Here is a 23,727-nt window from a genome sequence, read left to right on the forward strand (position 1 = left end):
ATGGCTGCACCCATCGGTCGGGCGCCCCGCGATCGAGGGAGATTGTGACCATGAAGCTGCTGCGAGTCGGTACGGCAGGGGCCGAGCGGCCCGCGCTGCTCGAAGCCGAGGGGACCCTGAGGGACCTGTCGGGCATCGTGGACGACATCGACGGCGCGCTCCTCGCCGACGAGGCCGCGCTCGACCGGGTGCGGACGGCGGCCGAGTCCGGCGAGCTGCCCCAGCTCGACGCGACGGGGCTGCGCATCGGGCCGCCGCTCGGCCACATCGGCAAGATCGTGTGCATCGGGCTCAACTACCACGACCACGCCCGCGAGACCGGCGCCGAACCGCCCGCCGAGCCGGTCGTCTTCTTCAAGGCGCCGGACACGGTGGTCGGGCCGAACGACACGGTGCTCGTCCCCCGCGGGTCGCGCAAGACCGACTGGGAGGTGGAGCTCGCCGTCGTCATCGGGCGCACGGCCCGCTACCTCGGCTCGGCCGAGGAGGGGCTCGCGCACGTCGCCGGGTACGCGGTGGCGCACGACGTGTCCGAGCGGGAGTTCCAGATCGAGCGCGGTGGCACCTGGGACAAGGGCAAGAACTGCGAGACGTTCAATCCGCTGGGGCCGTGGCTGGTGACGGCCGACGAGGTCGCCGACCCGCAGAACCTGTCGCTGAAGCTGTGGGTCAACGGGGAGTTGAGGCAGGACGGTACGACGGCCGAGCAGATCTTTCCCGTGGGGGAGGTCGTGCGGTATGTCAGCCAGTTCATGACGCTGTACCCCGGCGACGTCATCAACACGGGCACGCCGGCGGGGGTGGCGATGGGGCAGCCCGAGCCGAAGCCGTACCTGCGGGCCGGGGATGTGGTCGAGCTGGAGATCGCGGGGCTGGGTCGGCAGCGGCAGGAGTTGAAGGACGCCTAAGGGGTTGGGGGCTGCGCGAGTTCGGCGGGTGCGGGTCGTCCGTGGTTTCTCGCGCCCACGCGGCGGAGCCGCATGTCGATACAGCCCCGCGCCTCTTCAGGTCGGTCCACTCACCCGATCAGAGAAGCGAGCCTGCGCCATTCCTGCCTCGGGAGGGTGTCCCTTTCGGCGTCGGTGATGATCTGGAGGGCCACGTGGTCGGCGCCCGCCTGGTGGAAGGTGTCGATACGGTCGCGGATCCTGCTCTCGTCGCCCCAGGCGAAGACCGCGTCGACCAGGCGGTCGCTGCCGCCGTCGGCCAGGTCGGCCTCGGTGAAGCCGTGCCGCAGGAAGTTGTTGGTGTAGTTCGGCAGGGCCAGGTACATCGCGAGGGTGTCACGGGCGAGGGCGCGGGCGCGGGCCGGGTCGGTCTCCAGGACCACCTTCAGCTCCGGGGCGAGCAGCGGGCCGGCGCCGAGGATCTCGCGGGCCCGGGCGGTGTGCTCGGGCGTGACCAGGTACGGCACCGTGCCCGCCGCACGGTCGCGGGCCAGCTCCAGGGTCTTCGGGCCGAGGGCGGCCAGCACCCGGCGACCGACGGGCACCCCGGCCCTGTCCAGGGCGTCGAGATAGGCGACCAGCGCCGAGTACGGCCGCCGGTACTGGTCGGCGAGCTTGGCGTGGCTCACGCCGAGGCCGAGCACGAAGCGGCCGGGGTGGGCGTCCTCCACCTCGGCGAACGCCGCCGCGCTCGTCTCGGCGTCGTACTGCCAGACGCTCTGGATGCTGGTGCCGACGGTGAGCGTGCCGGTGGCCTCCAGGAGGGGGACGGCGTGCCGGGCGGCGCTGCTGCCGCCCAGCCACACGGCGCCGAAGCCGAGCCCCTCCAACTCGGCTGCCGCTTCCGCCAGTTCGGCGCGGCGGGCGGGGTCCTCCGCGCGCAGGCCGATGTTCCAGATGCCGTACCGGCCGATCCTGTCCTTCAAGGCGCTCTCGGTGCTCACGGGGCCGTCCCTCCGGTCGGGGCAGTGGTCATCATGTCTGCAGCCATTCCCAACCGGGGGGACGCGTCACGTAATCCCGTCGGGCGTCACTCCTTCAGGAACTCCTCCAGCGCCTCCACGACGAACCGGTGGTCCTGGAGCTGGGGCAGGCCGGAGACGGTCACCGCGCCGATGACGCCCGCGTTCTCGACGTTGATCGGGAACGAGCCGCCGTGGGCCGCGTAGGTGTCGGGATCGAGGCGGGAGGAGTCCTCGAAGGTCGTGCCCTTGGCGCGGAAGCGGGCGCCGACCAGGTAGGAGGAGGCGCCGTAGCGCTCGACGACCCGGCGCTTGCGGGCGATCCAGGCGTCGTTGTCGGGAGTGGAGCCCGGCAGGGCCGCGTGGAAGAGCTGCTGGCCGGCGCGGTGGATGTCGATGGCGACCGGGGCCTGGCGCTCCCGGGCCAGTTCGACCAGCAGCGAGCCGAGGGCCCAGGCGTCGTCGTAGGTGAACTGCCGGAAGACCAGGCGGCGTTCCTGCGCCTCCAGTTCCTCGACGGACGGGGTGAGCTCGGGGGTCGTCCGGGGCGTGATCTGCGGGTGGTGCTGCTGGTGGTGTGGCATCAGAGGGTCACCGTCACCTTGTCCGTGGCCGACGTGCGGGCCGCTTCCAGTACGTCGAGGGCGGCGGCCGCCTCCAGGGCGGTCACCGGGTTGGGGCCGGCGCCGGTCAGGGCGCGGGCCACGGCCGTGTAGTAGGCGGGGTAGTCACCGGGCAGGGTCGGTACGGGGGTGCCGCCGCCGGTCAGCGGGGACTCCCCGGCGCCGATACGGCCGTACAGGGACTCCGGCTCGGCGCCCCACCGGGGGCCGGGGCGCAGGCCCTCGCGCAGGGCCGCCTCCTGCGGGTCGAGGCCGTACTTCACGTAGCCCGCGCGGGAGCCGAGCACCCGGAAACGGGGGCCGAGCTGGGGTGTCGTCGCGGAGACGTAGAGGTGGGAGCGGACGCCGTTCGCGTGGGTGAGCGCGATGAAGGTGTCGTCGTCGGTCTCGGCGCCGGGGCGGCGGATGTCCGTCTCGGCGTACACCTCGGTGACCGGGCCGAACAGCACCAGGGCCTGGTCGACGACATGGCTGCCGAGGTCGTAGAGCAGACCTCCGATCTCTGCCGGGTCGCCGGACTCGCGCCAGCCGCCCTTGGGCCGGGGCCGCCAGCGCTCGAAGCGGGACTCGAAGCGCCACACGTCACCCAGGTCGCCCTGGGCGATCAGCTTGCGGAGCGTCAGGAAGTCGTTGTCCCAGCGGCGGTTCTGGAAGACGGACAGGAGCAGGCCGCGCTCCTCGGCGAGGGCGGCGAGGTCCCGGGCCTCGGCCGCGGTGCCGGCCACCGGCTTGTCGACGACGACCGGCAGGCCGGCCTTCAGGGCGGCGGAGGCGAGCGGGACGTGCGTCTTGTTGGGGGAGGCGATGACGACCAGGTCCAGCGCGTCCGCGCGGTCGAACAGTTCCTCGGCGGTGGCGGCGAGCGTCACGTCCGGGAACTCGGCGCGGGCCTGCTGCTGCCGCTCCGCGCTGGAGGTGACCACGGTGTCCAGGGCGAGGCCCTCGGTCGCGGCGATCAGCGGGGCGTGGAAGACGGAGCCGGCGAGGCCGTAGCCGATCAGGCCGACGCGGAGGGGGGTGGTGGTCGTGCGTCCTGTCATGGATCCCATGGCTCCCTACTTTCGCAACGCTGTTGCCAAAGTGCAAGTGGTGGGGACAATGGGTGGCGTGAACAGGACGAGAACGGGGACGCGGGCCGGGTCGGGCACGGGGGCGGGAGCCAATCTCCTCGCGGTGCGGTCGCACAACACCGCGCTGGTGCTGGGGCTGCTGCGGGACGCCGGGGCGGAGGGGATCAGCCGGCTGGAACTCGCCGAGCGGACCGGGCTGACCCCGCAGGCCGTCAGCAAGATCACCGCGCGGCTGCGGGCGGACGGCTTCGTGGCGGAGGCCGGGCGGCGGGCGTCGACGGGCGGCAAGCCGCGGACCGTGCTGCGGCTGGTCCCGGAGGCGGGGCACGCGGTGGGGGTGCATCTGGACCGGGACGAACTGCGGGCCGTTCTGGTCGATCTGGACGGCGCAGTGGTGGGGGAGCGGCGGGCCGGGCTGGACCTGGGGGCCGGGGCGGAGGCCGTGCTGACGGTGGTCGGGGACGCCGTGGAGGGGGTGGTACGGGAGGTCCTGGGCACGTTTCCGGTCAGGGAAGGGCCGGCCGGTGAGGGGGCTGCCGGGACCGTCGCGTCGCTGCTCGGGGTGGGGGTGGCGCTTCCCGGGCCGCTCGATCACGCGCGCGGGGTGCTGCACCGGGTGACCGGGTTTCCCGAGTGGGACGGGTTTCCGCTGCGGGACGCGCTCGGGGAGCGGTTGGGGGTGCCGGTCGTGGTCGACAAGGACACCAACGCCGCCGCGCTCGGACTGTCGGTGGGGGGCGAGGGCGGCGAGGGCGGATCCTTCGCGTATCTGCATCTCGGTACGGGGCTCGGGGCCGGGTTGGTGATCGGTGGGCGCGTGCACCGGGGGGCGCGGACCGGGGCCGGGGAGTTCGGGCACCAGGTGATCCAGCTGGACGGCCCGCCGTGCGAGTGCGGGAACCGGGGGTGCGTGGAGGCGCTGTGCCTGGCGGCGGTGGGGCGCGGTGAGGCGGGGGAGGCGGCGCGTGTGCTGGGGGTGGCGGCGGCGAACCTGGTCGGGCTGCTGGACATCGATGTGGTGCTGCTCGGGGGACGGACGGTCGCGGGGGCGCCCGAGGCGTATGTGCGGGGGGTCGGCGAGGTGCTGGATGCGCGGGCCCGGCGGGAGGGCGCGGAGGGGGATTCCGCGCCGGTGCGGCTCGCTCCGCGGGGGGAGCGGGTGGTGGCCGAGGGTGCCGCGCAGCTGCTGTTGGCACCGGTGTTCGGGCGGGGGGATGTGTGACGGAGCGCTGCGCTGGGCTGCGGCGGGGTGAGTCGTAGAGGCGGGTGCTTTCGGCGCCGCCCGCTGCAGTCGGCCGGGGGTTGGGTCGCTTACTGGCGCTGGCAGGCGCTGCCTCGGCGGTGCGAGTGCCTGCGGTTACGGCGGTGAGGGGTGCCCCTTCAGGGGCGCGGGGCTGTGTTGAAGCTGCGGTTGCGGCCGCCTGGGCGCGACCAGTCACAGCGGGCCCGCACCCGCGCCCGGTCTCGGCCGATTCTCCCGGTGGGCGGCGGGCCGGGCCGGTTCACGCCGGCAGATTCAGCTGCCACGAGACGCCGAACCGGTCGTTGACCCAGGCGAACTTGGGGCTGAAGCCGTAGTTGCCCGGCGGCATGAGTTCCGTGCCCTGGTCGGAGAGGGCCGCGTGGAGGCGGTCGAGTTCGGCCTCGTTCTCGCACTGGACGAAGAGCGAGACAGCGGGCGTGAAGGTGAACTCGTGGTGCGCGGGGCTGTCGGTGCACATGAACTGCTGGCCGGCGAGCGAGAAGGTCGCGTGCCGCACGCTTCCCTCCTTGCCTGGACCACCGGCGCCGTACCGGTCGATGTTGATGACCTCGGCGTCGTCGAAGAGCGAGGTGTAGAAGGTCAGCGCCGCCTCGGCGTGGCCCTCGAACATCAGGAACGTGGTGATCTTCTGCGACGAGTCGATCTTCATGCTGCTCGCTCCTCCGGCGCACGGGCTGCGGATGCCTCCTCCACTGTCCACAATGGAATCCGGCGCATCAAGCGAACCAACGGCCACTTCAAATTACCGCCGTCACACCGAACGCACCTCTCGGTGCAGTGAGGAGTGAGCATGCGCTGCTCCCGCATCACCACCGCAACCCTCGCCGCCGCCGGTGTCGTGCTCCTCGCCGGTCCGGCCACCGCCGCACCGGGCGGCACGGTGAGCCCGACCACGGTGAAGGCCGGGCAGGTCGTCTCCCTCAAGCTCACGGGATGCAGTGATCCCAGCCAGGGCGGCCGTGCCGAAGGAGAGCAGGTCGGCAGGCACACATCGGAACGCAGCCCCATCCGCACCGTCGAGCTCAGGCCGACGACGAGGGACACCCTCGCCGGGTTCGCCGGGATCGAGCGGAACGTGCGACCAGGTGTGGCGCACATCTACATGGTCTGCGCCTCCGATCCGAACGACGTGGTCACGGTGGACGTCACGGTCACGAGCTGACCCCCGGCGTCACGACACCGGCCCGGCGTCACCGCACCGGCCGGGCGTCACCACACCGGCCGGCCCGCCGATCGGGCGGACTTCGCGGCCTCTACCGGATTGGCGGTCGCGGGTGTGCCGACAGGCCCGACATGATCATGTGTTTATGCGACTGTGCACACCCCTGTCCCGCTTGTCCCACGGCCTCGCCGCAGCCGCCGCGTCCGCCGCCGTCTGTGTGGTCGTCCCCGCCACGCCGGCCGCCGCCCTCGCCGACCCGCCCCCGGCCTGCGTGGGCGGCGACCCGCGCGCCTTCCCGCTGGCCGCCCGGATCCGCGGCGGCCCGCCCTCCTACGAGGCGGGCGGCGGATACGGCACCTGGTACCTCGACCTCACCAACACCACCCGTCGGAAGTGCACCGGCGTCCACCCGGTGATCGTCCTCGTCGACGACAAACGGGCGCTGCGGCCGGACCAGCCCAAGCTGGAGTTCTACGACGGCCCCACGGCCCGGCCGGTGACGTTCGAGGGCACCGACGAGCAGGAACTGGTCGGCGTGCTCGACGGCGCCGGGTTCGACGGGTTCGCCGTACCGCCCGGCAGGACCGTCAGCGTCAAGGTCAGACTCGTGTTCCCCGCCGGCACGGCGGCCGACCAGGTCACCGCCAACGCCGCTGTCGTCCAGCGCCGGGGCGCCGACGGGGACTGGATCGGGGAGTCCAACGCCTACCGGTTCGGGATCGGGGAGTACGCGTCGCCGAGCGCATCCAGCCCATCCAGCCCGCCGAGCCCATCCAGCCCATCCAGCCCGCCCATCGCGTCCGGCAGTCCGCAGGCCACACCAGGCACCGGTACTTCCGCACCCACCACCCCCGCCACCCCCGCCTCTCCCGGGGAGGCCAAGGAGCAGTTCAGTGAGCTGGCGCTCACCGGGCCCGGCCTCGCCAACACGCTGCTCGCGGCCGCCGCCGCGGCCCTCGGGGCCTCCGGGGCCGCGCTGCTGCTGACCCGCAAGCGCCGCTGAACCACCCCGTCTGCGACGATCACTGCGTGGACTACCCGAACGACCAGGCCCCCGGCGCCCCCGTCCGCTCCGGCATCCCCGAGCACGGACGCATCCCCAAGTACTACGCGGTCAAGGCACGCATCGCCGCCCTGCTGGAGGAGCTGGGGGAGGGCGGCGTCATCCCCACCGAGCGGGACCTCGCCGAGCGGTACGACGTCGCCCGCGAGACCGTACGGCAGGCCGTGAGGGAGCTGGTGCTGGAAGGGCGGCTGAGGCGCAAGGGGCGGGGGACCGTCGTCGCCGGGCCCAAGCTGACGCAGCCGCTGTCGCTCGCGAGCTACACCGAGGGCGTGCGCCGGCAGGGCCGTACGCCCGGTCGTACGCTCATCACCCTCGACCGGTTCCCCTGCCCGGACGCGCTCGCCGCCGAGACCGGGCTCACCCGGGGCGAGCCCGTGTGGCACCTGGAGCGCGTGCTGCTCGCCGACGACGAGCGGGTCGGCCTGGAGAGCACGTACGTCGCCGTCGAGCGGGTGCCCCGGCTGGACAGCGACTTCGACCCCGACTCCTCCTTCTACGGCTATCTCGCCGGCCAGGGCATCTCCTTCGGCGACGCCGACGAGCGGATCGAGACCGTGCTGGCCACGCCCCGCGAAGCCCTGCTCATCGGCACCCCGCCCGCCCTGCCGATGCTGCTGATCCACCGCGTCTCCCGGGACACGGAGGGCCGGCCCCTGGAGCGGGTGCGCTCGCTGTACCGGGGGGACCGGTTCTCCTTCAGCACCCACCTCAAGGGCTGACACCGTCACCTCAAGGGCGGAGAAGCGCCGATACGCACGCCCGTTTTGATATCACGAAAAGATAACGGGTCTAGCCCAAACGTGATGGCTCGTTCACGCTCTCGTTGTCAGCCGGATGTCTCCGGTTCCCCGATCGCGAGGAGCGTTGCCGTCGTGAAAGTGACAGTCGTCGGAGCAGGCGTGGTGGGCACCATGCACGCCTGGCATGCCGTACAGCGCGGCCACCAGGTGGTCCAGATCGAGCGCGAGGCCGAGGCGCGCGGCGCCTCGCTGCGCAACTTCGGGCAGATCTGGGTCAGTGGCCGCGCCGGTGGCCAGGAGCTGGAGGCAGCGCTGCGGGCGCGGGAGCTGTGGGAAGACATCGGCGCACGGGTACCGGCGCTGGGCTTCCGGGCGAACGGGTCCCTGACCCCCGTCCGCGGCCCCCTGGAGCTCGCCGTCGCCGAGGCCGCCGTGGCCCGCGCGGACGCCGCCGCCCGCGGCTACAAGCTCCTCACCCCGGGCGAGGCCCGCGCCCTCAACCCGGCGCTGCGGGGCGACTTCACCGCCGCCCTGCACTGCGAGCGGGACGCGGCCGTCGAGCCGCGCACCGCCCAACTCGCACTCCGGGCCGAGCTGTTGAAGTCCCCGAACTACACCTTCCTGCCGGGCCGGGAGGTGCGCGAGGTCGTCGGCGCCGGCACCGTCCGCGACGACCACGGGGACGTGCACCGGGCCGACACGGTCGTCCTGTGCACCGGCGCCTGGCTCGGCGGACTGGTCCGCGAACTCGCGGGGCCGGACCTTCCCGTGCGCCGGGTCCGGCTGCAGATGATGCAGACCGACCCGCTGGGCGAGCCGCTGCCGACCTCCGTCGCCGACGCCGACAGCTTCCGCTACTACCCCGCCTACGCGTCCCCGGCCCTCGACCGGCTCAACACCGATCAGCCGCAGCCGGAGACCGCCGCCAGGCACCGGATGCAGCTGCTGATGGTGCAGCGCGCCGACGGCGGCCTGACCATCGGCGACACCCACGAGTACGAGCACCCCTTCGCCTTCGACACCGTCGAGGAGCCCTACGAGCACCTCACCGGCGTCGTCGAGTCCCTGCTCGGCCGGCCCCTGCCGCGCGTCCGGCGCCGCTGGGCGGGCGTGTACGCACAAGTCACCGAACCCGGCCGGGTGGCGCACCGGCAGCAGGTGCGCGAAGGGGTGTGGCTGGTCACCGGGCCCGGCGGGCGCGGCATGACCTGCGCCCCCGCGATAGCCGAGACCACCGCGAACGAACTGGGCTGGTGAGCACGTTGACCACCATGACCGACATCCGTCTCGTCGTCCTCGACATGGCCGGCACGACCGTTGCCGACGGCGGGCTGGTCGAGCGCGCCTTCGCGGCGGCGGCCGCCGAACTGGGCGTCGAACCCGGCTCCGCCGAGCACGCCGAGCACCTCGCCCACGTCCGCGCCACCATGGGCGAGTCCAAGATCTCCGTCTTCCGGCACCTGTTCGGCACCGAGGACCGCGCCCGGCGCGCCAACACGGCCTTCGAGAAGGCGTACGGCGACCTGGTCGGCGCCGGCCTGATCGCCCCGGTGCCGGGCGCCCGCGAGGCCGTCGAGGAGCTCGCCGCCGACGGCCGCACCGTCGTCCTGACCACCGGCTTCGCCCGCGTCACCCAGGACGCGATCCTGGACGCCCTCGGCTGGCGCGACCTCGTCCCGCTCACCCTGTGCCCGGCCGACGCCGGCGGGCGCGGGCGGCCGTACCCGGACATGGTCCTGGAGGCGTTCGTGCGCACCAAGGCCGCCGCGGACGTGCGCCAGGTCGCCGTCGTCGGGGACACCTCGTACGACGTGCTCAGCGGGGTACGGGCGGGGGCGGGGGTCGTCGCCGGGGTGCTGACCGGGGCCCACGGGGACGCCGAGTTCCGGGCGGCCGGCGCCACGCACGTCCTCGACTCCGTCGCCGGCCTGCCCGCGCTGCTGCTGGGAGACCGCTGAGATGGGCATCCGCTTCGACTCCGTCACCGTCGCCTACGACGGCAACGTCGTCCTCGACTCCCTCGACCTGACCGTCGAGCCCGGCGAGGTCATGGCGCTGCTCGGGCCGTCCGGCTCCGGCAAGACCACCGCGCTGCGGGCGGTCGCCGGGTTCGTACGGCCCGTGTCCGGGCGGGTGCTCCTCGGCGGCCGGGATGTGACGGACCTGCCGCCGTACCGGCGTGGCATCGGGATGGTCGTCCAGAGTTACGCGCTGTTCCCGCACCTGCGGGTGGACGAGAACGTGGCCTTCGGCCTCAAGGCCCGCAGGGCGGGCAGGGCGGAGACACGGGAGCGGGTCGCGGAGGCGCTGGAGATGACCGGCATGGCCGCCTACGCCCGCCGGCATCCGCGCGAGCTGTCCGGCGGGCAGCAGCAGCGGGTCGCCATCGCCCGCGCGCTCGCCATCCGGCCGGACGTGCTCCTCCTGGACGAGCCGCTGTCCGCGCTGGACGCCCGGCTGCGGTCCGGCATGCTGGTCGAACTCGCCCGGCTGCACCGTGAGTTGCCGGACCTGTCGATGCTGTACGTGACCCACGACCAGGTCGAGGCGCTGACCCTGGCCGACCGGATCGCGGTGATGGACGCGGCACGGCTCCAGCAGTGCGGTACGCCCCGCGAGCTGTACCGGGCGCCGAAGAGCGAGTTCACGGCCTCCTTCGTGGGCGGTGCGAATCTGCTGCCGGTGACGGTGGGCTGCGGGGGCGTCGGCTTCGCGGGGACCGAGCTGAAGGTGGACACGGGGGAGGCGGCCACGGGAGCGGGGGCCACCTTGTGCGTACGGCCGCACGCCATCGCGCTGGGGCACGGTCCCAACCGACTCGACGGTGTCGTGAGCGAGATCCAGTGGCGGGGGGCCACACATCGGCTGTACGTCGAGGTCGGCGGGCATTCCGTCATGGCGGACGTGCGCGAGCTGAAGGAGCCGCCGGCGCTCGGGGACCCGGTGAGCCTGCACTTCGCCGCCGAGGACGCGGTGCTGCTGCCCGCAGGGGTCGGCGATGAGTAGGCGGCTGCTGTGGGCCCTGCCTCCCGTGGCCCTCCTCGCGCTCTTCTTCCTCTATCCCCTCGCCCTCGTCGTCCAGCAGTCCTTCCGGCCGGACGGCGCGGGCACCTCGTTCCAGCCGTACACGGACGTCTTCGCCTCCGAAGCCTTCCGGAACGCCCTGTGGACCACCGTGTGGCTGGCGCTCGCCTCCACCGCCGGGTGCCTGCTCCTCGGTTTCCTGCTCGCGCTGGTCATCGCCTTCATACCTTTCCCCGGCGCGAAGGCGGTGGCGCGGTTCATCGACGTGTACCTGTCCTTCCCGTCCTTCCTCATCACCCTGGCGCTGCTGTTCATCTACGGCAGCACGGGAATCATCGGCTCCCTCCAGTTCCTCACCATGCCCTGGGGCGTGCTGCTGGCGGAGGTCACCTATTTCACGCCGTTCGTGATGCGGCCGCTGCTCGCCGCGTTCTCACAGCTGGACACCGCGCAGCTGGAGGCGGCGAGCTCGCTGGGCGCGCGGGCGCCCCGCATCATCCGCCGGATCATCCTGCCGGAGGCGCTGCCCGCGCTCGCGGCCGGCGGAAGTCTCGTCCTGGTGCTGTGCCTCAACGAGTTCGGCATCGTGCTGTTCACCGGCGCGAAGGGGGTCACCACCCTGCCGATGCTCGTCTACAGCAAGGCGATCCTGGAGTCCGACTACCCGGGCGCGTGCGTGGTCGCCGTCGTCAACGTCCTGATCTCCGTGGGTCTCTACGGCCTCTACCGGGTGGTGAGCCGTCGTGCTGGTACATAGCCGCAAGGCCAGGTGGGCCGTGTGGGCGGTGTTCCTCGTCCTGTTCGTGCCGCTGTTCGCGCTGCCCCTCCTCGTCGTCCTCGGCGCCTCCCTCGCCACCCACTGGTCCGGTGTCCTGCCCTCGGGGACGACCTTCGCCAACTACCGGGCGGCGAGCCGGGGCGAGGCCCTCCAGGCGCTCACCACCAGCCTGCTGACGGCCACCGCCGCGAGCCTGCTCGCACTGGTCGTCGGCACCTGGGCCGCGCTGGCCGGGGCGGCCCTGGAGAAGCGGTACCGCAGGCTCATGGACGCCCTGTTCGTGCTGCCGGTCGCCGTGCCGTCGGTCGTGGTCGGACTGTCGGTCCTGGTGGCCTTCTCCCAGCCGCCGATGCTGCTCAACGGCACCCGGTGGATCGTGATCCTCGCGCACACCGTGCTCGTCACCGCCTTCGCCCACCAGTCGGTGTCGGCGGCCCTCACCCGCCTCGACCCCGCCTGGGAACAGGCCGCCGCCTCCCTCGGCGCCCGCCCCGCCCACGTCCTGTGGCGGGTCCGCCTTCCCCTCCTGCTGCCCTCGCTCACCGCCGCCGCCGGCCTCTGCTTCGCCCTGTCCATGGGCGAGCTGAGCGCCACGATGATGCTCTATCCGCCCGACTGGACCCCGCTGCCCGTCCTCGTCTACGCGGCCACCGACCGCGGTGCCCTGTTCACCGGCTCCGCCGTCGCCATCGTGCTGATGGCCGCGACCCTGCTCGTCCTGTTCGCCGTCTCCCGGGTCCGCACCCGGGCGTCGTACCGCTGAACCCACTCCCCGAAATCCCGTCACCATGCCAGGAGTTCGCCTCGCCATGCCCCGAAACCGCCTCACGCCCGCCATAGCCCTCGCCCTGCTCGCCACGCCCGTGCTGTCCGCCTGCGGCGGCTCCTCCGCGGCCTCCGACGCCAAGGTCGTCACCGTCTACAGCGCCGACGGCCTCAAGGGCGAGAACGGCGACGGCTGGTACGACAAGGTCTTCGCCGACTTCACCCAGCAGACCGGTATCAAGGTCAAGTACGTCGAGGGCGGCTCCGGCGAGATGGTGCAGCGCGCCCTCCGCGAGAAGAGCAACCCGCAGGCCGACGTGCTGGTCACCCTCCCGCCGTTCATCCAGCAGGCCGACGGCAAGGGCCTGCTGCAGAAGTACCGGCCGAAGGACGCGGACCAGGTCGGGGGCGCCGGCAAGGCCGCCGACGGCACCTGGACGTCCGTCGTGAACAACTACTTCGGGTTCGTCTACAACAAGAAGGAGCTGAAGCAGGCCCCCAGGACCTGGGAGGAACTGCTCGGCTCCCGGTACAGGAACAAGCTGCAGTACTCCACGCCGGGCGTCGCCGGCGACGGCACGGCCGTCCTCATCAAGGCCATCCACGACTTCGGCGGCAAGGACGCCGCCCTCGCCTACCTCAAGAAGCTCCAGGCCAACAACGTCGGCCCGTCCGCCTCCACCGGCAAGCTCGCGCCCAAGGTCGACAAGGGCGAACTGCTCGTCGCCAACGGCGATGTGCAGATGAACTACGCCCAGTCCAAGACCATGCCCGCCCTCGGCATCTGGTTCCCGGCCGGCCAGGACGGCAAGCCCACCACCTTCGCCCTGCCGTACGCGGCCGGCCTGGTCACCAAGGCCCCGCACAGCGAGAACGGCCGGAAGCTGCTCGACTTCATGCTCGCGCGGAAGCAGCAGCAGGAGGTCAGCGCGATCGGCGGCGGGTTCGCCGCCCGCCAGGACGTCAGGGCCACCGACGCCCAAGCCGTCGCCCTCGCCGGGCTGATGGACGGCGTGGAGACCTTCGAGCCGGACTGGAACGACATCGACAGGAATTTCACGTCGTACGTCGAGGACTGGAAGTCGGCGACCGGCAGCTGAGCCGACCGACTGGCGATACGCCGGGGTCAAGATCGGGCCCCTCTGATTACGCTGGTGGCGTCGGTACGCCGTGGTTCCGGCGCCCCCGCTTTTCTTGACCGTACGCACGCCAGGAGACGCACAACATGGCAGACCGCAAGCCGATCGAGTCGTGGCTCACCGACATGGACGGTGTCCTGATCCACGAGGGCGTTCCGATTCCCGGCGCCGACGCCTTCCTTAAGAAGCTGCGCGAGTCCGGCCGGCCCTTCCTGGTGCTCACCAACAACTCCATCTACACCGCCCGTGACCTGCACGCCCGGCTGCGCCGCATGGGCCTGGAGGTGCCGGAGAAGAACATCTGGACCTCCGCGCTGGCCACCGCCCAGTTTCTGGACGACCAGCGGCCCGGCGGCAGCGCCTACGTCATCGGCGAGGCCGGTCTGACCACGGCGCTGCACGACATCGGCTACATCCTCACCGACCATGACCCCGACTTCGTGATCCTCGGCGAGACCCGCACCTACTCCTTCGAGGCGCTGACCAAGGCCGTGCGGCTGATCAACGACGGCGCCCGGTTCATCGCCACCAACCCCGACAACGTCGGCCCCTCCACCGAGGGCGACCTGCCCGCCACCGGCTCGGTCGCCGCCCTGATCACCGCCGCGACCGGCAAGAAGCCGTACTTCGTGGGCAAGCCCAACCCGCTGATGATGCGGGCCGGGCTCAATGCCATCGGGGCCCACTCCGAGACCTCCGCGATGATCGGCGACCGCATGGACACCGACGTCCTCGCGGGCCTGGAGGCCGGAATGCGCACCTTCCTGGTGCTGTCCGGCGTCACCCAGCCCGACGACGTCGACCGCTACCCCTTCCGGCCCTCGCAGGTCGCGGACTCCATCGCCGACCTGGTCGACCTCGTCTGAACGGGTCTGACCAGCGGCTTTCAAACCTGGATCCACCCATTCGGAGCAATCGGGCGCCTCCCGAGGATGCGGAGGCGCCCAGGGCGGGGGAGCCTCCTGATAACTGGAGGTTCACGATGGGCTCACTACGCCTCACTCTCTGTACCGGAATCCTGGCCGTCGCCGCGTTCGCCCCGGCGGCCCACGCGGCCGACTCGGGCTCGGTCTCCGTGACCCCCGCCTCCCCCGCACCGGGCACCGACGTGTCCCTGCGCGTCCACGGCTGCTCCGGGCCGCAGGGCACCGCCGTCTCGACCGCGTTCGTCGCCGACGCCCGGCTGACCGGCACGGAGGGCACCCTGGCCGGCGAGACCCGCGTCCGCTCCTCCCTCACGCCGGGCACCTACGACATCAGGATCACCTGCGCCGACTACGTGATCAGCGGCAGGATCACGGTGGTCGACAGGGGGTCGGGGCCCGCCCGGGCGACCGGGCAGTCCGCGGATCCCGGCCGCCGGCCCACCGCGCCCGCCTCGCCCGTCGCTCCCGTCCCCGCGGGCGGCGGCGGCACCGCCCACTTCGCCACGGTGGCCACCACCGAGTCCGGCCCCGACACCGCCCAGACGCTGACCGGCCTGGCCCTCGCCGGGGCCGCGGCGGCCGCCGTCGGGCTCCGCGCCCGCCCGGGCCGTCGCACCCGCTGAGCGCGGCCATGTCCGACGACGGCGCGCCCAAGCCCGGAAGGGAGCGGCTCATCAGCGGCCTGACCTGGGCAGTCCTGCTGTTCGGGCTGTGGCTGTGGGGGCGCGGGCTGACCGGCGTACCGCACCCCACGGACGGCCCCGCCACGGGGAACCTGTTCGCCCTCACACCCGCCGAGGCCGCCCGGCTGCCCAGCCCGGCCCAGCCGCTCGGCGACGCCGTGCCCCAGCGCGTCGACATCCCCCAGCTGGGCGTCCAGGCGCCGGTGGTGAGCCGCGGCCTGGACACCCAGGGTGCCGTCGACCCGCCCCCGCTCGACCAGCCCGGCGTGGTCGGCTGGTACGGCGCCGGCACCGCACCCGGCGCCCGGGGCGCGGCGCTCCTGGTCGGACACGTCGACACCGAGACCCGGCCCGCGGTCTTCTACAAGCTCAGCACTCTCAAGCCCGGCGAGACGGTCCGGGTGGTCCGCTCGGACGGCAGGGTCGCCCGGTTCACCATCGACGACGTCCGCGTCCTGCCCCGCGCCGGCTTCGACGCCCACCAGGCCTACGGCCCCCACCATCCCGGCCGCGCCGAGCTGCGCCTCATCACCTGCGGCGGCTCCTTCGACCGCGCCGCCCACAGCTACACGGCCAACGTCGTGGTCTCCGCCTACCTCACCGCAACCACCGGCTGACCCCCGTACACCCCACCCCGTACGCCCCGCCGCGCGACCTCGCGACCTCGTGACGGAGCGGCCGGATATGCCAGGATTGGCACCCGGACCGGTGCGCCCAGGGGGGACCAGGGGGGATTCGCATGTACGACAGCAGGGGGGCCCGTGCTTCCGCGCGGGCGTCGGCGGCCGTGGTGCTGGGGGCGGCACTGCTGCTCGCCGGATGCTCCTCCGGCGGCGGGGGGGACGACAACAGCGACGCGGGGGCCCGGATCACCCAACAGCCCAAGGCCGCCGACCCGTTCTGGGTCAACCCGGACGGCACCGCGGCCCGCCGGCTCGCCGCCTACGAGAATTCCGGCAAGAAGACCGAGGCCGCCCAGATCCGCAAGATCGCCGAGCAGCCGATGGGGGAGTGGATCGGCCCGGAGAACCCGGAGAAGGAGGCGCGCGGCTTCACCGAGGCCGCCGAGAACTCCGACCGTACGGCCCTGCTCGTCCTCTACAACATCCCGCACCGCGACTGCGGCCAGTACTCCCAGGGCGGCGCAGCCGACGGCAACGCCTACCGCGCCTGGATCGACGGCGTGGCCCGGGGTATCGAGGACCGCTCCGCCATCGTCATCCTCGAACCGGACGCCGTACTCCACCTCGTCGACGGCTGCACCCCGGCCCAGTTCCACGAGGAGCGCTACGACCTCCTCAAGGGCGCCGTCGCCAAGCTCAAGTCCCTGAAGAACACCAAGGTCTACCTGGACGCGGGCAACGCCGGCTGGGGCCACCCCGACCAGATCTTCCAGCCCCTGGAGCAGGCCGGCATCGACCAGGCCGACGGCTTCTCCGTGAACGTCTCCAACTTCTACTCCACCCAGGACTCCATCGCCTACGGCAAGCAGCTCTCCGCGAAGGTCGGCAACAAACACTTCGTCATCGACACGAGCAGGAACGGCAACGGTCCCTACACGGGCGGCGACCCGGCCCAGCGCTGGTGCAACCCGCCGGGCCGGGCCCTGGGAGAGACCCCGACGACGAGGACGGCCGACCCCCTGGTGGACGCCTACCTGTGGGTCAAACGGCCGGGGGAGTCGGACGGGACCTGCAAGGGGGGCCCGAAGGCGGGGGAGTGGTGGGCGAGTTACGCACTCGCCCTCGCCGAGAACAGCAAGTGATCCCTACGGCACCCGAACCCACTGCGCCACGCTCGGCGTCCCCTGATCGTCGTCCACGAACAGCATGTACCAGCCGGAGGTCACCAGGTTCCGGTTCTTCGGGACCGTCACCGTGATCCTGTTCCCGGACGTCTTGAAGTCCAGGGCGATGGACCGCTGGTCGACGTCCGTCACATGCGTCGACGCGCTCGGCCGGATCAACCGCACCTTCTTGATACTGGCCGCATGATCCGACGTGAACGTCCCCGAAGCGCCGCGGGCGATCGTCTGCGGACCCCCGCCGAGCGTCGGCCGGGACCCTCGGTAGAGATACGGCGGCGTGTAGATCTCGATCCGCTGCTCGAACTTCCCCGGCCTGGTGTTCGCCTTGTCGCCGTACAGGGAGTCGGAACCGAAGAACATCACCCGCCCGTCCGGCAGCAGGATCGACCCGGAGTGGTAGTTCCGGCCCACCAGCGGATCGGCGACCCGGGTGAAGCTGTTGCTGTCCGGGTGGTACAGCCGGGCCTGCAGGATGTTGGAGTCGCTGCGCCCCCGGTAGTCCTCCGAGCCGCCGGAGACCAGCACCGTGTCGTCGGGCAGGATCGAGGACTGCGGGTACCGCGTGCCCTTCTCCAGCTCGGGCCCGTCCACGAACTTCGGGTTCTTCGCCTTCAGGTCGATCAGCCGGGTCTTCTTGCTGGACAGCTTCGACTCCCCGACGCCGCCGCCCCCGATCACCATGAACTTCTCGTTCTGCGCCGGAGGCAGCAGCACCGTCCCGGACGTCTCCATCATGTTCGGATCGCTCAGCCCGGGCAGCTTGGTGAACGTGTTGGTGCCGACGTCCCAGATCCCCGGGTCGCGGCCGACGTTGTCCGGTCCGTACCCCGCGTTCGAACCCGAGTAGAAGATCTTCCCGTTCTGCATCAGGAACAGCGCCGGATACGTCGGGAACTGCCGGACCGACTTCGTATACGTCCACTTCCTGGTCTTCGGGTCGAAGACCTCGTTCTTGCCCGGCACCAGCTGACCGATGTCGTCGAGGCCGGACACACTGAGGATCCTGCCGTCGGACAGGGTGGTGAGCGTCGGGTACCAGCGGGCCTCGTTCATCGGGTCGACCTTGATGTACCGCTCGGCGACCGGATCGAACTCGTAGGCGTCCTTGATGCCCTCGAAGTCCTTCTTGTCCAGGGCGAGCTTCTGCGCGATGCCGTAGGTGTTGCGCGCATCCGCGCCGGTCAGGCCCTGGATCCGGTAGTTGTCCTGGGTGCCGGTCTCGTACTGGGCGCCCTCCTGCGGCGCCTCGACGTAGACACGGCCGTAACCCGGGTTGTTCCGCAGCCACTTGCCGGTCCTGTCGAAGACCTTCGTGGCGCGCGGGACCAGCACCGGGTCCTGGGAGACGAACGTCCTGCTGTTCTGCTTGCCGGTGAACCTGGTGCCCGCGGGCAGGGTGATCGGCTTGTCCGGGTTCTCGTTGTAGAGGATCATGACGCCGCCGGCCTTCTTGACGTCACCCTTGAGCTTCTCGTACCGCTTGGTGCCGCCCGCGATCAGCAGGTTGCCGTTGGCCAGCTGGGTGTGGCCGGTGCAGAACAGGTCGTTGGGCGTGGGGATCTTCTTGATGGTGCCCTTGACCGGGTCCCAGATCCGGGTGTCGAACTTCTTGTTGTTGAAGTTGTCCTGGTTGTTGCCCGAGCCGGCGACCAGCAGCACCTTGCCGGTGTGCAGGAGCGCCGCGTGGATGGTGTCCTGGCGGTACTCCGGAGGGAAGTCGATGATGTCCCAGTGGCCGTTCTCGGCCTTGTACTCGGGTCTGTTGATCTTGTACTGGTGGTACTGCGCGGTCGCGAAGCGATAGACCCACGGCCCGTTCATCCCGGCCAGCGCGAGTACCACCGCCGTACCGATCGCGAGCCTGCGGGCGCGACGGCGGCCGGCCTGGTCCTTCATTCCTTACGTCCCCCAAGTCCGCCAAGGGCGATCTGCATGGTCTGTTCGTTCTCCCCGGTCGAGCCGCCGTGCGCGCCCGCCACCCAGGTGGGCCGCCGCTGAGGGGCGTGGGCCGCGTACGGCGCGGGCACCGCGTCCTGCGGTTCGGCGACCGGCGCGGCGGCCGCCGGCTTCGGCTTCCGCTTCTCCTGCCGCAGCGTGTACTGCCAGGCGAGGATCGGCGAGGCGGTGATCAGCAGGGCGAAGCACGCCCAGGTGATCATCGCGGGGTGGGAGTGCCCGAACACGAAGCCGGCGGCGAGTGAGCCGGCGAAGACCAGGATGAAGAACCAGTGGACCCTGAACGTACCGAACAGCGTGTCGGGGCTGGCCGATTCGCCCTTGGGCGTCACCACGAACCTGCTCTTGCGGCGCAGTACGGCGTCCAGGAGCGAGCGCGCGTAGATCGGTGCGGACAGGGCGGACATCACCATGCCCGCGACACCGCCGGAGCCCTCCGGCTCGTGCGGGGAGACGTTGTGCCGCCGGTTCCAGATGTACAGGCCGATCTGGAGGGCGGAGGCGTTGCCGTACAGCATCAGCCAGACGGTGGGGTCGATGTTCACGCCCGAGGCGCCGAGGCCCAGGAACAGGGCGCAACTGAGGGCCGCGAGGATCCAGTTGAGGGCGGACATCGGATAGAAGATGATCATCATCGTGTAGTTGAAGAGCTTGCCCGGCGGCAGGGTGAACAGGCCCTTCCAGTACTGCTTGAGGATCGTCTCGTAGGTGCCCCGGGACCAGCGCAGCTGCTGGGTGAAGAAGTCCGTCCAGGCGCTCGGTCCCTCGCCGACCGCGAGGACGTCCGGGGTGTAGACCGACTTCCACTTCCGGCCCGTCGCGGGGTTCTTGGCGCGGTGCATCTCGAAGCCCGTCGCCATGTCCTCGGTGATGGAGTCGTACAGGCCGCCGATCTGCTTGATGGCGCTGATGCGCACGGCGTTGGACGTGCCGACGAACATCGGGGCGCCGTAGCGGTTGCCGGCGCGCTGGATCAGGGCGTGGAAGAGGAACTGCTGGGACTCGGCGGCCTTGGTGACGAACGTGTCGTAGTTGCCGTACACCTGCGGGCCGATGACGAAGCCGACGTCCGGGTCGCGGAAGTAACCGAGCATCCGCTCCAGGTAGTTGGGCAGCGGCACGTGGTCGGTGTCGACCGAGGCGAAGAAGTCGTACTCGTCGCCGTGCGCCTCCAGCCAGGCATTGTAGTTGCCGTGCTTGGTCTTCGCGCGGTGCGGGCCCTTGGGCTGGTTCCACCGCTCGACGCCCTTGCGGGTGAAGTGGTGTACGCCGAGCCGGGCGCAGACCTCCTTGACGGCCGGGTCGTCGCCCTCGTCGAGCAACCACACGTGCAGCAGGCCCCGGTGACGGAGCCTCACCGCCGCCTCCAGGGTCTTCGTCACCATCTCCAGCGGCTCCTTGCCGGGCACGTAGGTGGTGATGAAGGCGACTTTCGTGCCGGTCTCCGGGACCACGGGGACCGGGTCGCGGGCGACGAGGGTGGCGTGCGCGTTGGACAGCACGTTCATGCAGCGGAAGAACTCGATCAGGCCGATCGAGACGAGCATGACGACGTCGAGCGCCGGCAGGAAGTCGTAGGCGGGATAGTCGCGTTCGGTCCAGTGCTCGGGCTGCAGCAGCCAGAACAGCAGGACCAGGGAGAGCACGGGGGCCGCGCCCAGCATGAGCGCGGCGCGGATGCGGTGCGGCTCCTGGGAGAGCAGCGACCGGTACTGCACCGTGTACGGTTTGCCCGGGTCGGGCTGGGTGAGGGGGCCCGCGAGCCGGCTGTAGTGCTCGTAGTCGTATCTCGGCAGGCTCTTCTTGATCCGGCGTATCTGGCCGGTCCGGTGGCCGATCACCCTGAGCTGTGTGGTCTGTGACGGGTCGTCGTGAACGTGGCTCGGTCCGGCGCCCGACGGCGTCGACGTCATGAGTCATTCCCCCCACACGCAGATCACCGCGTGTTCTATCGCTGTGGTAGTGCGCAGTCCCCACGTCTTCCCCACCGCATAGACACGGGACGGCGACCTTCCGGTTGCATGATGCCCCCCTCGGCATCGGTTCATGAGCGGGGCCCCCTCCCCGCCGTCCAGCAACCGTTTACTTCCCCCCAACTGCCGCGAAACAGCGGCAGCTTGAACATCCAGGGTCTACGGCGCTCCGCATGATCGCAAGACGCGAAACGCGTTGTTTACCGGTCAAACCCGTTCATTGTGGCGCGGGTGGGGCTCGGGGGACGAGGGCGCGCCGGTGGTGGAGAGGCGGGTGCGGATGTTGCCGAAGTGATCTCTTATGGCCTCCTCCGCCCGCAGTGAGTCCCCGGACCGGACCGCGTCCAGGATCTCCCGGTGTTGGCGGCAGGTGACCCTGGGGTCCTGCGGCACGTCCACCAGATCCCGCTGCACCCGGTGGAAGGCGTCCCAGAACGCCTCCAGCACCTCGCTCAGCAACACGTTGTCCAGCCCCCGGTAGAGGGTGGCGTGAAAGGCCCGGTCGGTCTCGGCGAGGCCCGCCCCCTCGGCGGCCTCCCGTTCCATACGGTCCACGAGGGCGTTCAGTTCAACGAGGTCCGCCTCGGGCAGTCGCCCGGCGAGCCGCGAGACCAGCCCGGTCTCCACCGCCTCGCGCAGCTCCAGCAGCTGCAGCAGGGAGTCCTCGCCGCGGTAGTGCCCGGCGACGGTGCGGAAGGCCAGCCCCTCGATCATGGGCGCGAACGACATCGAGCCGACGTACGTCCCGAACCCGTGCCGGATCTCCACGATGCCCATGGCCTGCAGCGCCTTCAGTGCCTCCCGGACCGAGTTCCGGCTGGCCCCGAGGTACTCCATCAGCTCGGGCTCGGTCGGCAGCGGGGCACCCGAGGGCAGCCGTCGGTCCACGATCAGCTTCTTGATCCGCTCCTGGAGGTCCCGGGCTGCCATGGCGAGAGGGTATCCGGCCAGTCGGGGGGAGGGCTCGGTTCCGGACAGGGATGATTTCCGGACATGCGAAAGGCCCCCCGCTTTCGCGAGGGGCCTCCCGGTCGGTGCGCCGCCAGGGACTCGAACCCCGGACCCGCTGATTAAGAGTCAGCTGCTCTAACCAACTGAGCTAGCGGCGCCTGCTGACGGAGATAACTCTACCTGACCTCGGGGGGTGCCCATGACCACCCCCGGATGATCAGCCGGTGGCTCGGGGGCCGTGTACATCATTCGGACCGTCAAAGTGGCGGCGCGGTGGCCGGTTAGCAAACTGATCAACGTGCACACTCGCGGACAAATCCCCTCCGAATGTGAGGTAGATCGCATGGCGACGGCCCCGGTGTTCCAGGAATTCGACCCCGTCGGCGACTGCGACTGCCCCGGCTGCGCGCAGGAACGGCGGGCCGGCCCCAGCCCGGCGTCAGGCCGCCCCGGCGTGCGCCCGGCAGCCTGCGGAATCGTGGCCCTGGCCGCCGCGTCCGCCGTCCTCGGCGCGCCCGCCCAGGCCGCCGCCGTCACCCCCGACCGAACCGTCGAGGAGCGCGTCCACGCCCCCGATGACGACGAGACCGACACCCCCCAGGGCCCCAGGGGCCCGCTGTACGGCCCGAAGGGCAACCCGGCGGGACCCGGCACCGTCCCGACCCCCGCCACCACCCGGGCCAAGATCATCGACCGGGCCAAGGTCTGGGTGGCCGCCCAGGTCCCGTACAGCATGGAGAGCTACTGGACCGACGGCTACCGGCAGGACTGCTCGGGCTATGTCTCCATGGCCTGGGGTCTGCCGAGCAACGAATGGACGGGCAGCCTCGACCAGTTCGGCACCAAGATCACCAAGGCCGATCTCCAGCCCGGCGACATCCTGCTCTACCACAATCCCGACAACCCCGAGAAAGGCTCTCATGTGGTGATCTTCGGCGGCTGGACGGACTCCGCGCACACCTACTACACGGTCTACGAGGAGACACCCCCGCACGCCCGCTCGCAGCCCACGCCGTATCCCTACTGGAGCAACGCCGACAAGTACGTCCCCTACCGCTACAAGGGCCTGACCGACGGCAAGGAGGCCGCGCTGCCGGACTCGGCCGGGAAGCAGGCCACCGACCCGGGGGCCGCCCACTTCGGCCCCGTCGCCGGCAGGGGGGTGCCCGCCTCGCAGGCGGCGCCGGTCCCGCAGGGGATGCCCGCCTCGCACGGGGTGCCCGGCTATCCGGGCCGGGGCCACTTCGGTCCGGGCGCGGAGAACGCGTACGTCACGCAGCTGGGCCGCCGACTGGTGGAGAAGGGATTCGGCATGTTCTACACCACCGATCCCGGCCCGCGCTGGGGCGACGCGGACCGGCGCGCGGTGGAGGCCTTCCAGCGCGCCCAGGGCTGGCGCGGCGGTGCGGCGGACGGTCACCCGGGACCGGAGACCTGGCGCCGGCTGTTCGCGGACACGGTCCCCGACCGAGTGACGCGCCTCTGACCGCCGGGGCGGGTGAGCGGTCTCCGGTGGGCGGGTGGGCGGTCTTCGTCGGGCGGGTGGGCGGTTTCCGGCGGGCCGAGGGCTATCCGGCCGCCGGGCCGAGCCACCTGCCGCCGCGGCCCGCCGGTTGACGGGGCCCACTGGCCGCCGGGGCCCGCCGATTGGCGGGTCTCCGACCGGTCTCCGACCGCCCGGTCCGGCCCCGGTCTGCGACCAGCCACTCGCACGGCCGATCCCGGTTCCGAAGGCGACCGCGCCCGACCCCGGCCCCGACCCCTGCCCGACCCCGCCCCGACCTCGACCCCGACTTCGACCCCGGCCCGACCTCGACCCCGGCCCGACCCCGGCCCGACCTCGACCCCGGCCCGACCCTGCCCCGACCTCGACCCCGCCCCGACCCTGCCC

23 protein-coding genes and 1 tRNA gene are annotated in these 23,727 nt (G+C 71.5%); 16 read left to right on the forward strand and 8 right to left on the reverse strand.

What is annotated here, in order from left to right; all coding sequences use genetic code 11:
• Positions 1–50: 50 nt before the first annotated feature.
• Positions 51–908, forward strand: coding sequence for a fumarylacetoacetate hydrolase family protein (locus tag FB563_RS19320; protein ID WP_055706868.1), 858 nt, complete (start codon positions 51–53; stop codon positions 906–908).
• Positions 909–1,018: 110 nt separating this feature from the next.
• On the opposite strand, the gene FB563_RS19325 is transcribed toward FB563_RS19320, so the two are convergent.
• The 3 genes from FB563_RS19325 to FB563_RS19335 all read right to left on the reverse strand — a co-directional run bounded on the left by FB563_RS19325 (position 1,019) and on the right by FB563_RS19335 (position 3,572).
• Complete coding sequence (locus FB563_RS19325) at positions 1,019–1,891, reverse strand: LLM class F420-dependent oxidoreductase (protein WP_055706869.1); 873 nt, start codon at positions 1,889–1,891, stop codon at positions 1,019–1,021.
• A gap of 86 nt (positions 1,892–1,977) precedes the next feature.
• On the reverse strand, positions 1,978–2,493 hold the full coding sequence (locus tag FB563_RS19330) for a heme-degrading domain-containing protein (protein WP_055706870.1): 516 nt from the start codon (positions 2,491–2,493) through the stop codon (positions 1,978–1,980).
• Positions 2,493–3,572: a Gfo/Idh/MocA family protein gene (locus FB563_RS19335; RefSeq protein ID WP_055706871.1), complete on the reverse strand. Its 1,080-nt coding sequence runs from the start codon at positions 3,570–3,572 to the stop codon at positions 2,493–2,495. The genes FB563_RS19330 and FB563_RS19335 overlap by 1 nt, the downstream gene beginning before the upstream one ends.
• Before the next feature lie 58 nt (positions 3,573–3,630).
• Here FB563_RS19335 and FB563_RS19340 point away from each other — a divergent pair, with 58 nt between their 5' ends.
• Positions 3,631–4,824 carry an ROK family transcriptional regulator gene (locus tag FB563_RS19340; RefSeq protein ID WP_167528496.1) on the forward strand — a complete coding sequence of 398 codons (1,194 nt, stop codon included), beginning with the start codon at positions 3,631–3,633 and terminating at the stop codon, positions 4,822–4,824.
• 280 nt (positions 4,825–5,104) lie between these two features.
• On the opposite strand, the gene FB563_RS19345 is transcribed toward FB563_RS19340, so the two are convergent.
• Entirely contained in the window at positions 5,105–5,515 is a 411-nt protein-coding gene (locus FB563_RS19345; RefSeq protein ID WP_055704175.1) for a VOC family protein, read from the reverse strand.
• A 141-nt stretch (positions 5,516–5,656) separates the two neighbouring features.
• On the opposite strand from FB563_RS19345, the gene FB563_RS19350 reads away from it, so the two are divergent.
• From FB563_RS19350 to FB563_RS19410, 13 genes are all read left to right on the forward strand, one after another.
• A complete protein-coding gene (locus tag FB563_RS19350; protein ID WP_055704174.1) occupies positions 5,657–6,028 on the forward strand; it encodes a hypothetical protein in 372 nt (123 codons plus the stop codon).
• A 145-nt stretch (positions 6,029–6,173) separates the two neighbouring features.
• Positions 6,174–7,031 (forward strand): hypothetical protein, encoded by an 858-nt coding sequence (locus FB563_RS19355; RefSeq protein WP_244329027.1) that lies wholly within the window; start codon positions 6,174–6,176, stop codon positions 7,029–7,031.
• A 26-nt stretch (positions 7,032–7,057) separates the two neighbouring features.
• A complete protein-coding gene (locus FB563_RS19360) occupies positions 7,058–7,813 on the forward strand; it encodes a GntR family transcriptional regulator (RefSeq protein ID WP_142218815.1) in 756 nt (251 codons plus the stop codon).
• 153 nt (positions 7,814–7,966) lie between these two features.
• Entirely contained in the window at positions 7,967–9,091 is a 1,125-nt protein-coding gene (locus FB563_RS19365; RefSeq protein WP_055710535.1) for a TIGR03364 family FAD-dependent oxidoreductase, read from the forward strand.
• Between the two features lie 14 nt (positions 9,092–9,105).
• Positions 9,106–9,792, forward strand: coding sequence for an HAD family hydrolase (locus tag FB563_RS19370; protein WP_142218816.1), 687 nt, complete (start codon positions 9,106–9,108; stop codon positions 9,790–9,792).
• Between the two features lies 1 nt (position 9,793).
• Entirely contained in the window at positions 9,794–10,840 is a 1,047-nt protein-coding gene (locus FB563_RS19375; RefSeq protein ID WP_142218817.1) for an ABC transporter ATP-binding protein, read from the forward strand.
• Entirely contained in the window at positions 10,833–11,615 is a 783-nt protein-coding gene (locus tag FB563_RS19380; protein WP_055710272.1) for a 2-aminoethylphosphonate ABC transporter permease subunit, read from the forward strand. The genes FB563_RS19375 and FB563_RS19380 overlap by 8 nt, the downstream gene beginning before the upstream one ends.
• Positions 11,602–12,399 carry an ABC transporter permease gene (locus FB563_RS19385; protein WP_055710273.1) on the forward strand — a complete coding sequence of 266 codons (798 nt, stop codon included), beginning with the start codon at positions 11,602–11,604 and terminating at the stop codon, positions 12,397–12,399. Before FB563_RS19380 ends, FB563_RS19385 begins: the two co-directional genes overlap by 14 nt.
• A gap of 46 nt (positions 12,400–12,445) precedes the next feature.
• Positions 12,446–13,501: a 2-aminoethylphosphonate ABC transporter substrate-binding protein gene (locus FB563_RS19390; RefSeq protein ID WP_055710274.1), complete on the forward strand. Its 1,056-nt coding sequence runs from the start codon at positions 12,446–12,448 to the stop codon at positions 13,499–13,501.
• A 125-nt stretch (positions 13,502–13,626) separates the two neighbouring features.
• The gene (locus FB563_RS19395; RefSeq protein ID WP_055710275.1) at positions 13,627–14,406 is read left to right on the forward strand and encodes an HAD-IIA family hydrolase; all 780 of its coding nucleotides are present in this window, start codon (positions 13,627–13,629) and stop codon (positions 14,404–14,406) included.
• A gap of 116 nt (positions 14,407–14,522) precedes the next feature.
• On the forward strand, positions 14,523–15,089 hold the full coding sequence (locus FB563_RS19400; protein WP_055710276.1) for a hypothetical protein: 567 nt from the start codon (positions 14,523–14,525) through the stop codon (positions 15,087–15,089).
• Between the two features lie 8 nt (positions 15,090–15,097).
• Positions 15,098–15,766 carry a class F sortase gene (locus tag FB563_RS19405; RefSeq protein WP_055710277.1) on the forward strand — a complete coding sequence of 223 codons (669 nt, stop codon included), beginning with the start codon at positions 15,098–15,100 and terminating at the stop codon, positions 15,764–15,766.
• Positions 15,767–15,888: 122 nt separating this feature from the next.
• Positions 15,889–16,914 carry a glycoside hydrolase family 6 protein gene (locus tag FB563_RS19410; protein WP_055706503.1) on the forward strand — a complete coding sequence of 342 codons (1,026 nt, stop codon included), beginning with the start codon at positions 15,889–15,891 and terminating at the stop codon, positions 16,912–16,914.
• A 3-nt stretch (positions 16,915–16,917) separates the two neighbouring features.
• Here the strand turns inward: FB563_RS19410 and glxA are convergent, their stop codons facing one another.
• The 4 genes from glxA to FB563_RS19430 all read right to left on the reverse strand — a co-directional run bounded on the left by glxA (position 16,918) and on the right by FB563_RS19430 (position 21,994).
• Positions 16,918–18,852: a radical copper oxidase GlxA gene (glxA, locus tag FB563_RS19415; RefSeq protein ID WP_055706502.1), complete on the reverse strand. Its 1,935-nt coding sequence runs from the start codon at positions 18,850–18,852 to the stop codon at positions 16,918–16,920.
• Entirely contained in the window at positions 18,849–20,825 is a 1,977-nt protein-coding gene (locus FB563_RS19420) for a glycosyltransferase family 2 protein (RefSeq protein WP_055706501.1), read from the reverse strand. The genes glxA and FB563_RS19420 overlap by 4 nt, the downstream gene beginning before the upstream one ends.
• Before the next feature lie 267 nt (positions 20,826–21,092).
• A complete protein-coding gene (locus FB563_RS19425) occupies positions 21,093–21,815 on the reverse strand; it encodes a FadR/GntR family transcriptional regulator (protein ID WP_055706500.1) in 723 nt (240 codons plus the stop codon).
• Positions 21,816–21,920: 105 nt separating this feature from the next.
• Positions 21,921–21,994: transfer RNA gene (locus FB563_RS19430), tRNA-Lys, on the reverse strand.
• A 185-nt stretch (positions 21,995–22,179) separates the two neighbouring features.
• Between FB563_RS19430 and FB563_RS19435 the strand changes: the two genes are divergently transcribed.
• The gene (locus FB563_RS19435) at positions 22,180–23,322 is read left to right on the forward strand and encodes a peptidoglycan-binding protein (RefSeq protein WP_142218818.1); all 1,143 of its coding nucleotides are present in this window, start codon (positions 22,180–22,182) and stop codon (positions 23,320–23,322) included.
• The last annotated feature ends 405 nt before the right edge of the window (positions 23,323–23,727 follow it).

Source organism: Streptomyces puniciscabiei (genome assembly GCF_006715785.1).
GTDB classification, from domain to species: Bacteria; Actinomycetota; Actinomycetes; order Streptomycetales; family Streptomycetaceae; genus Streptomyces; species Streptomyces puniciscabiei.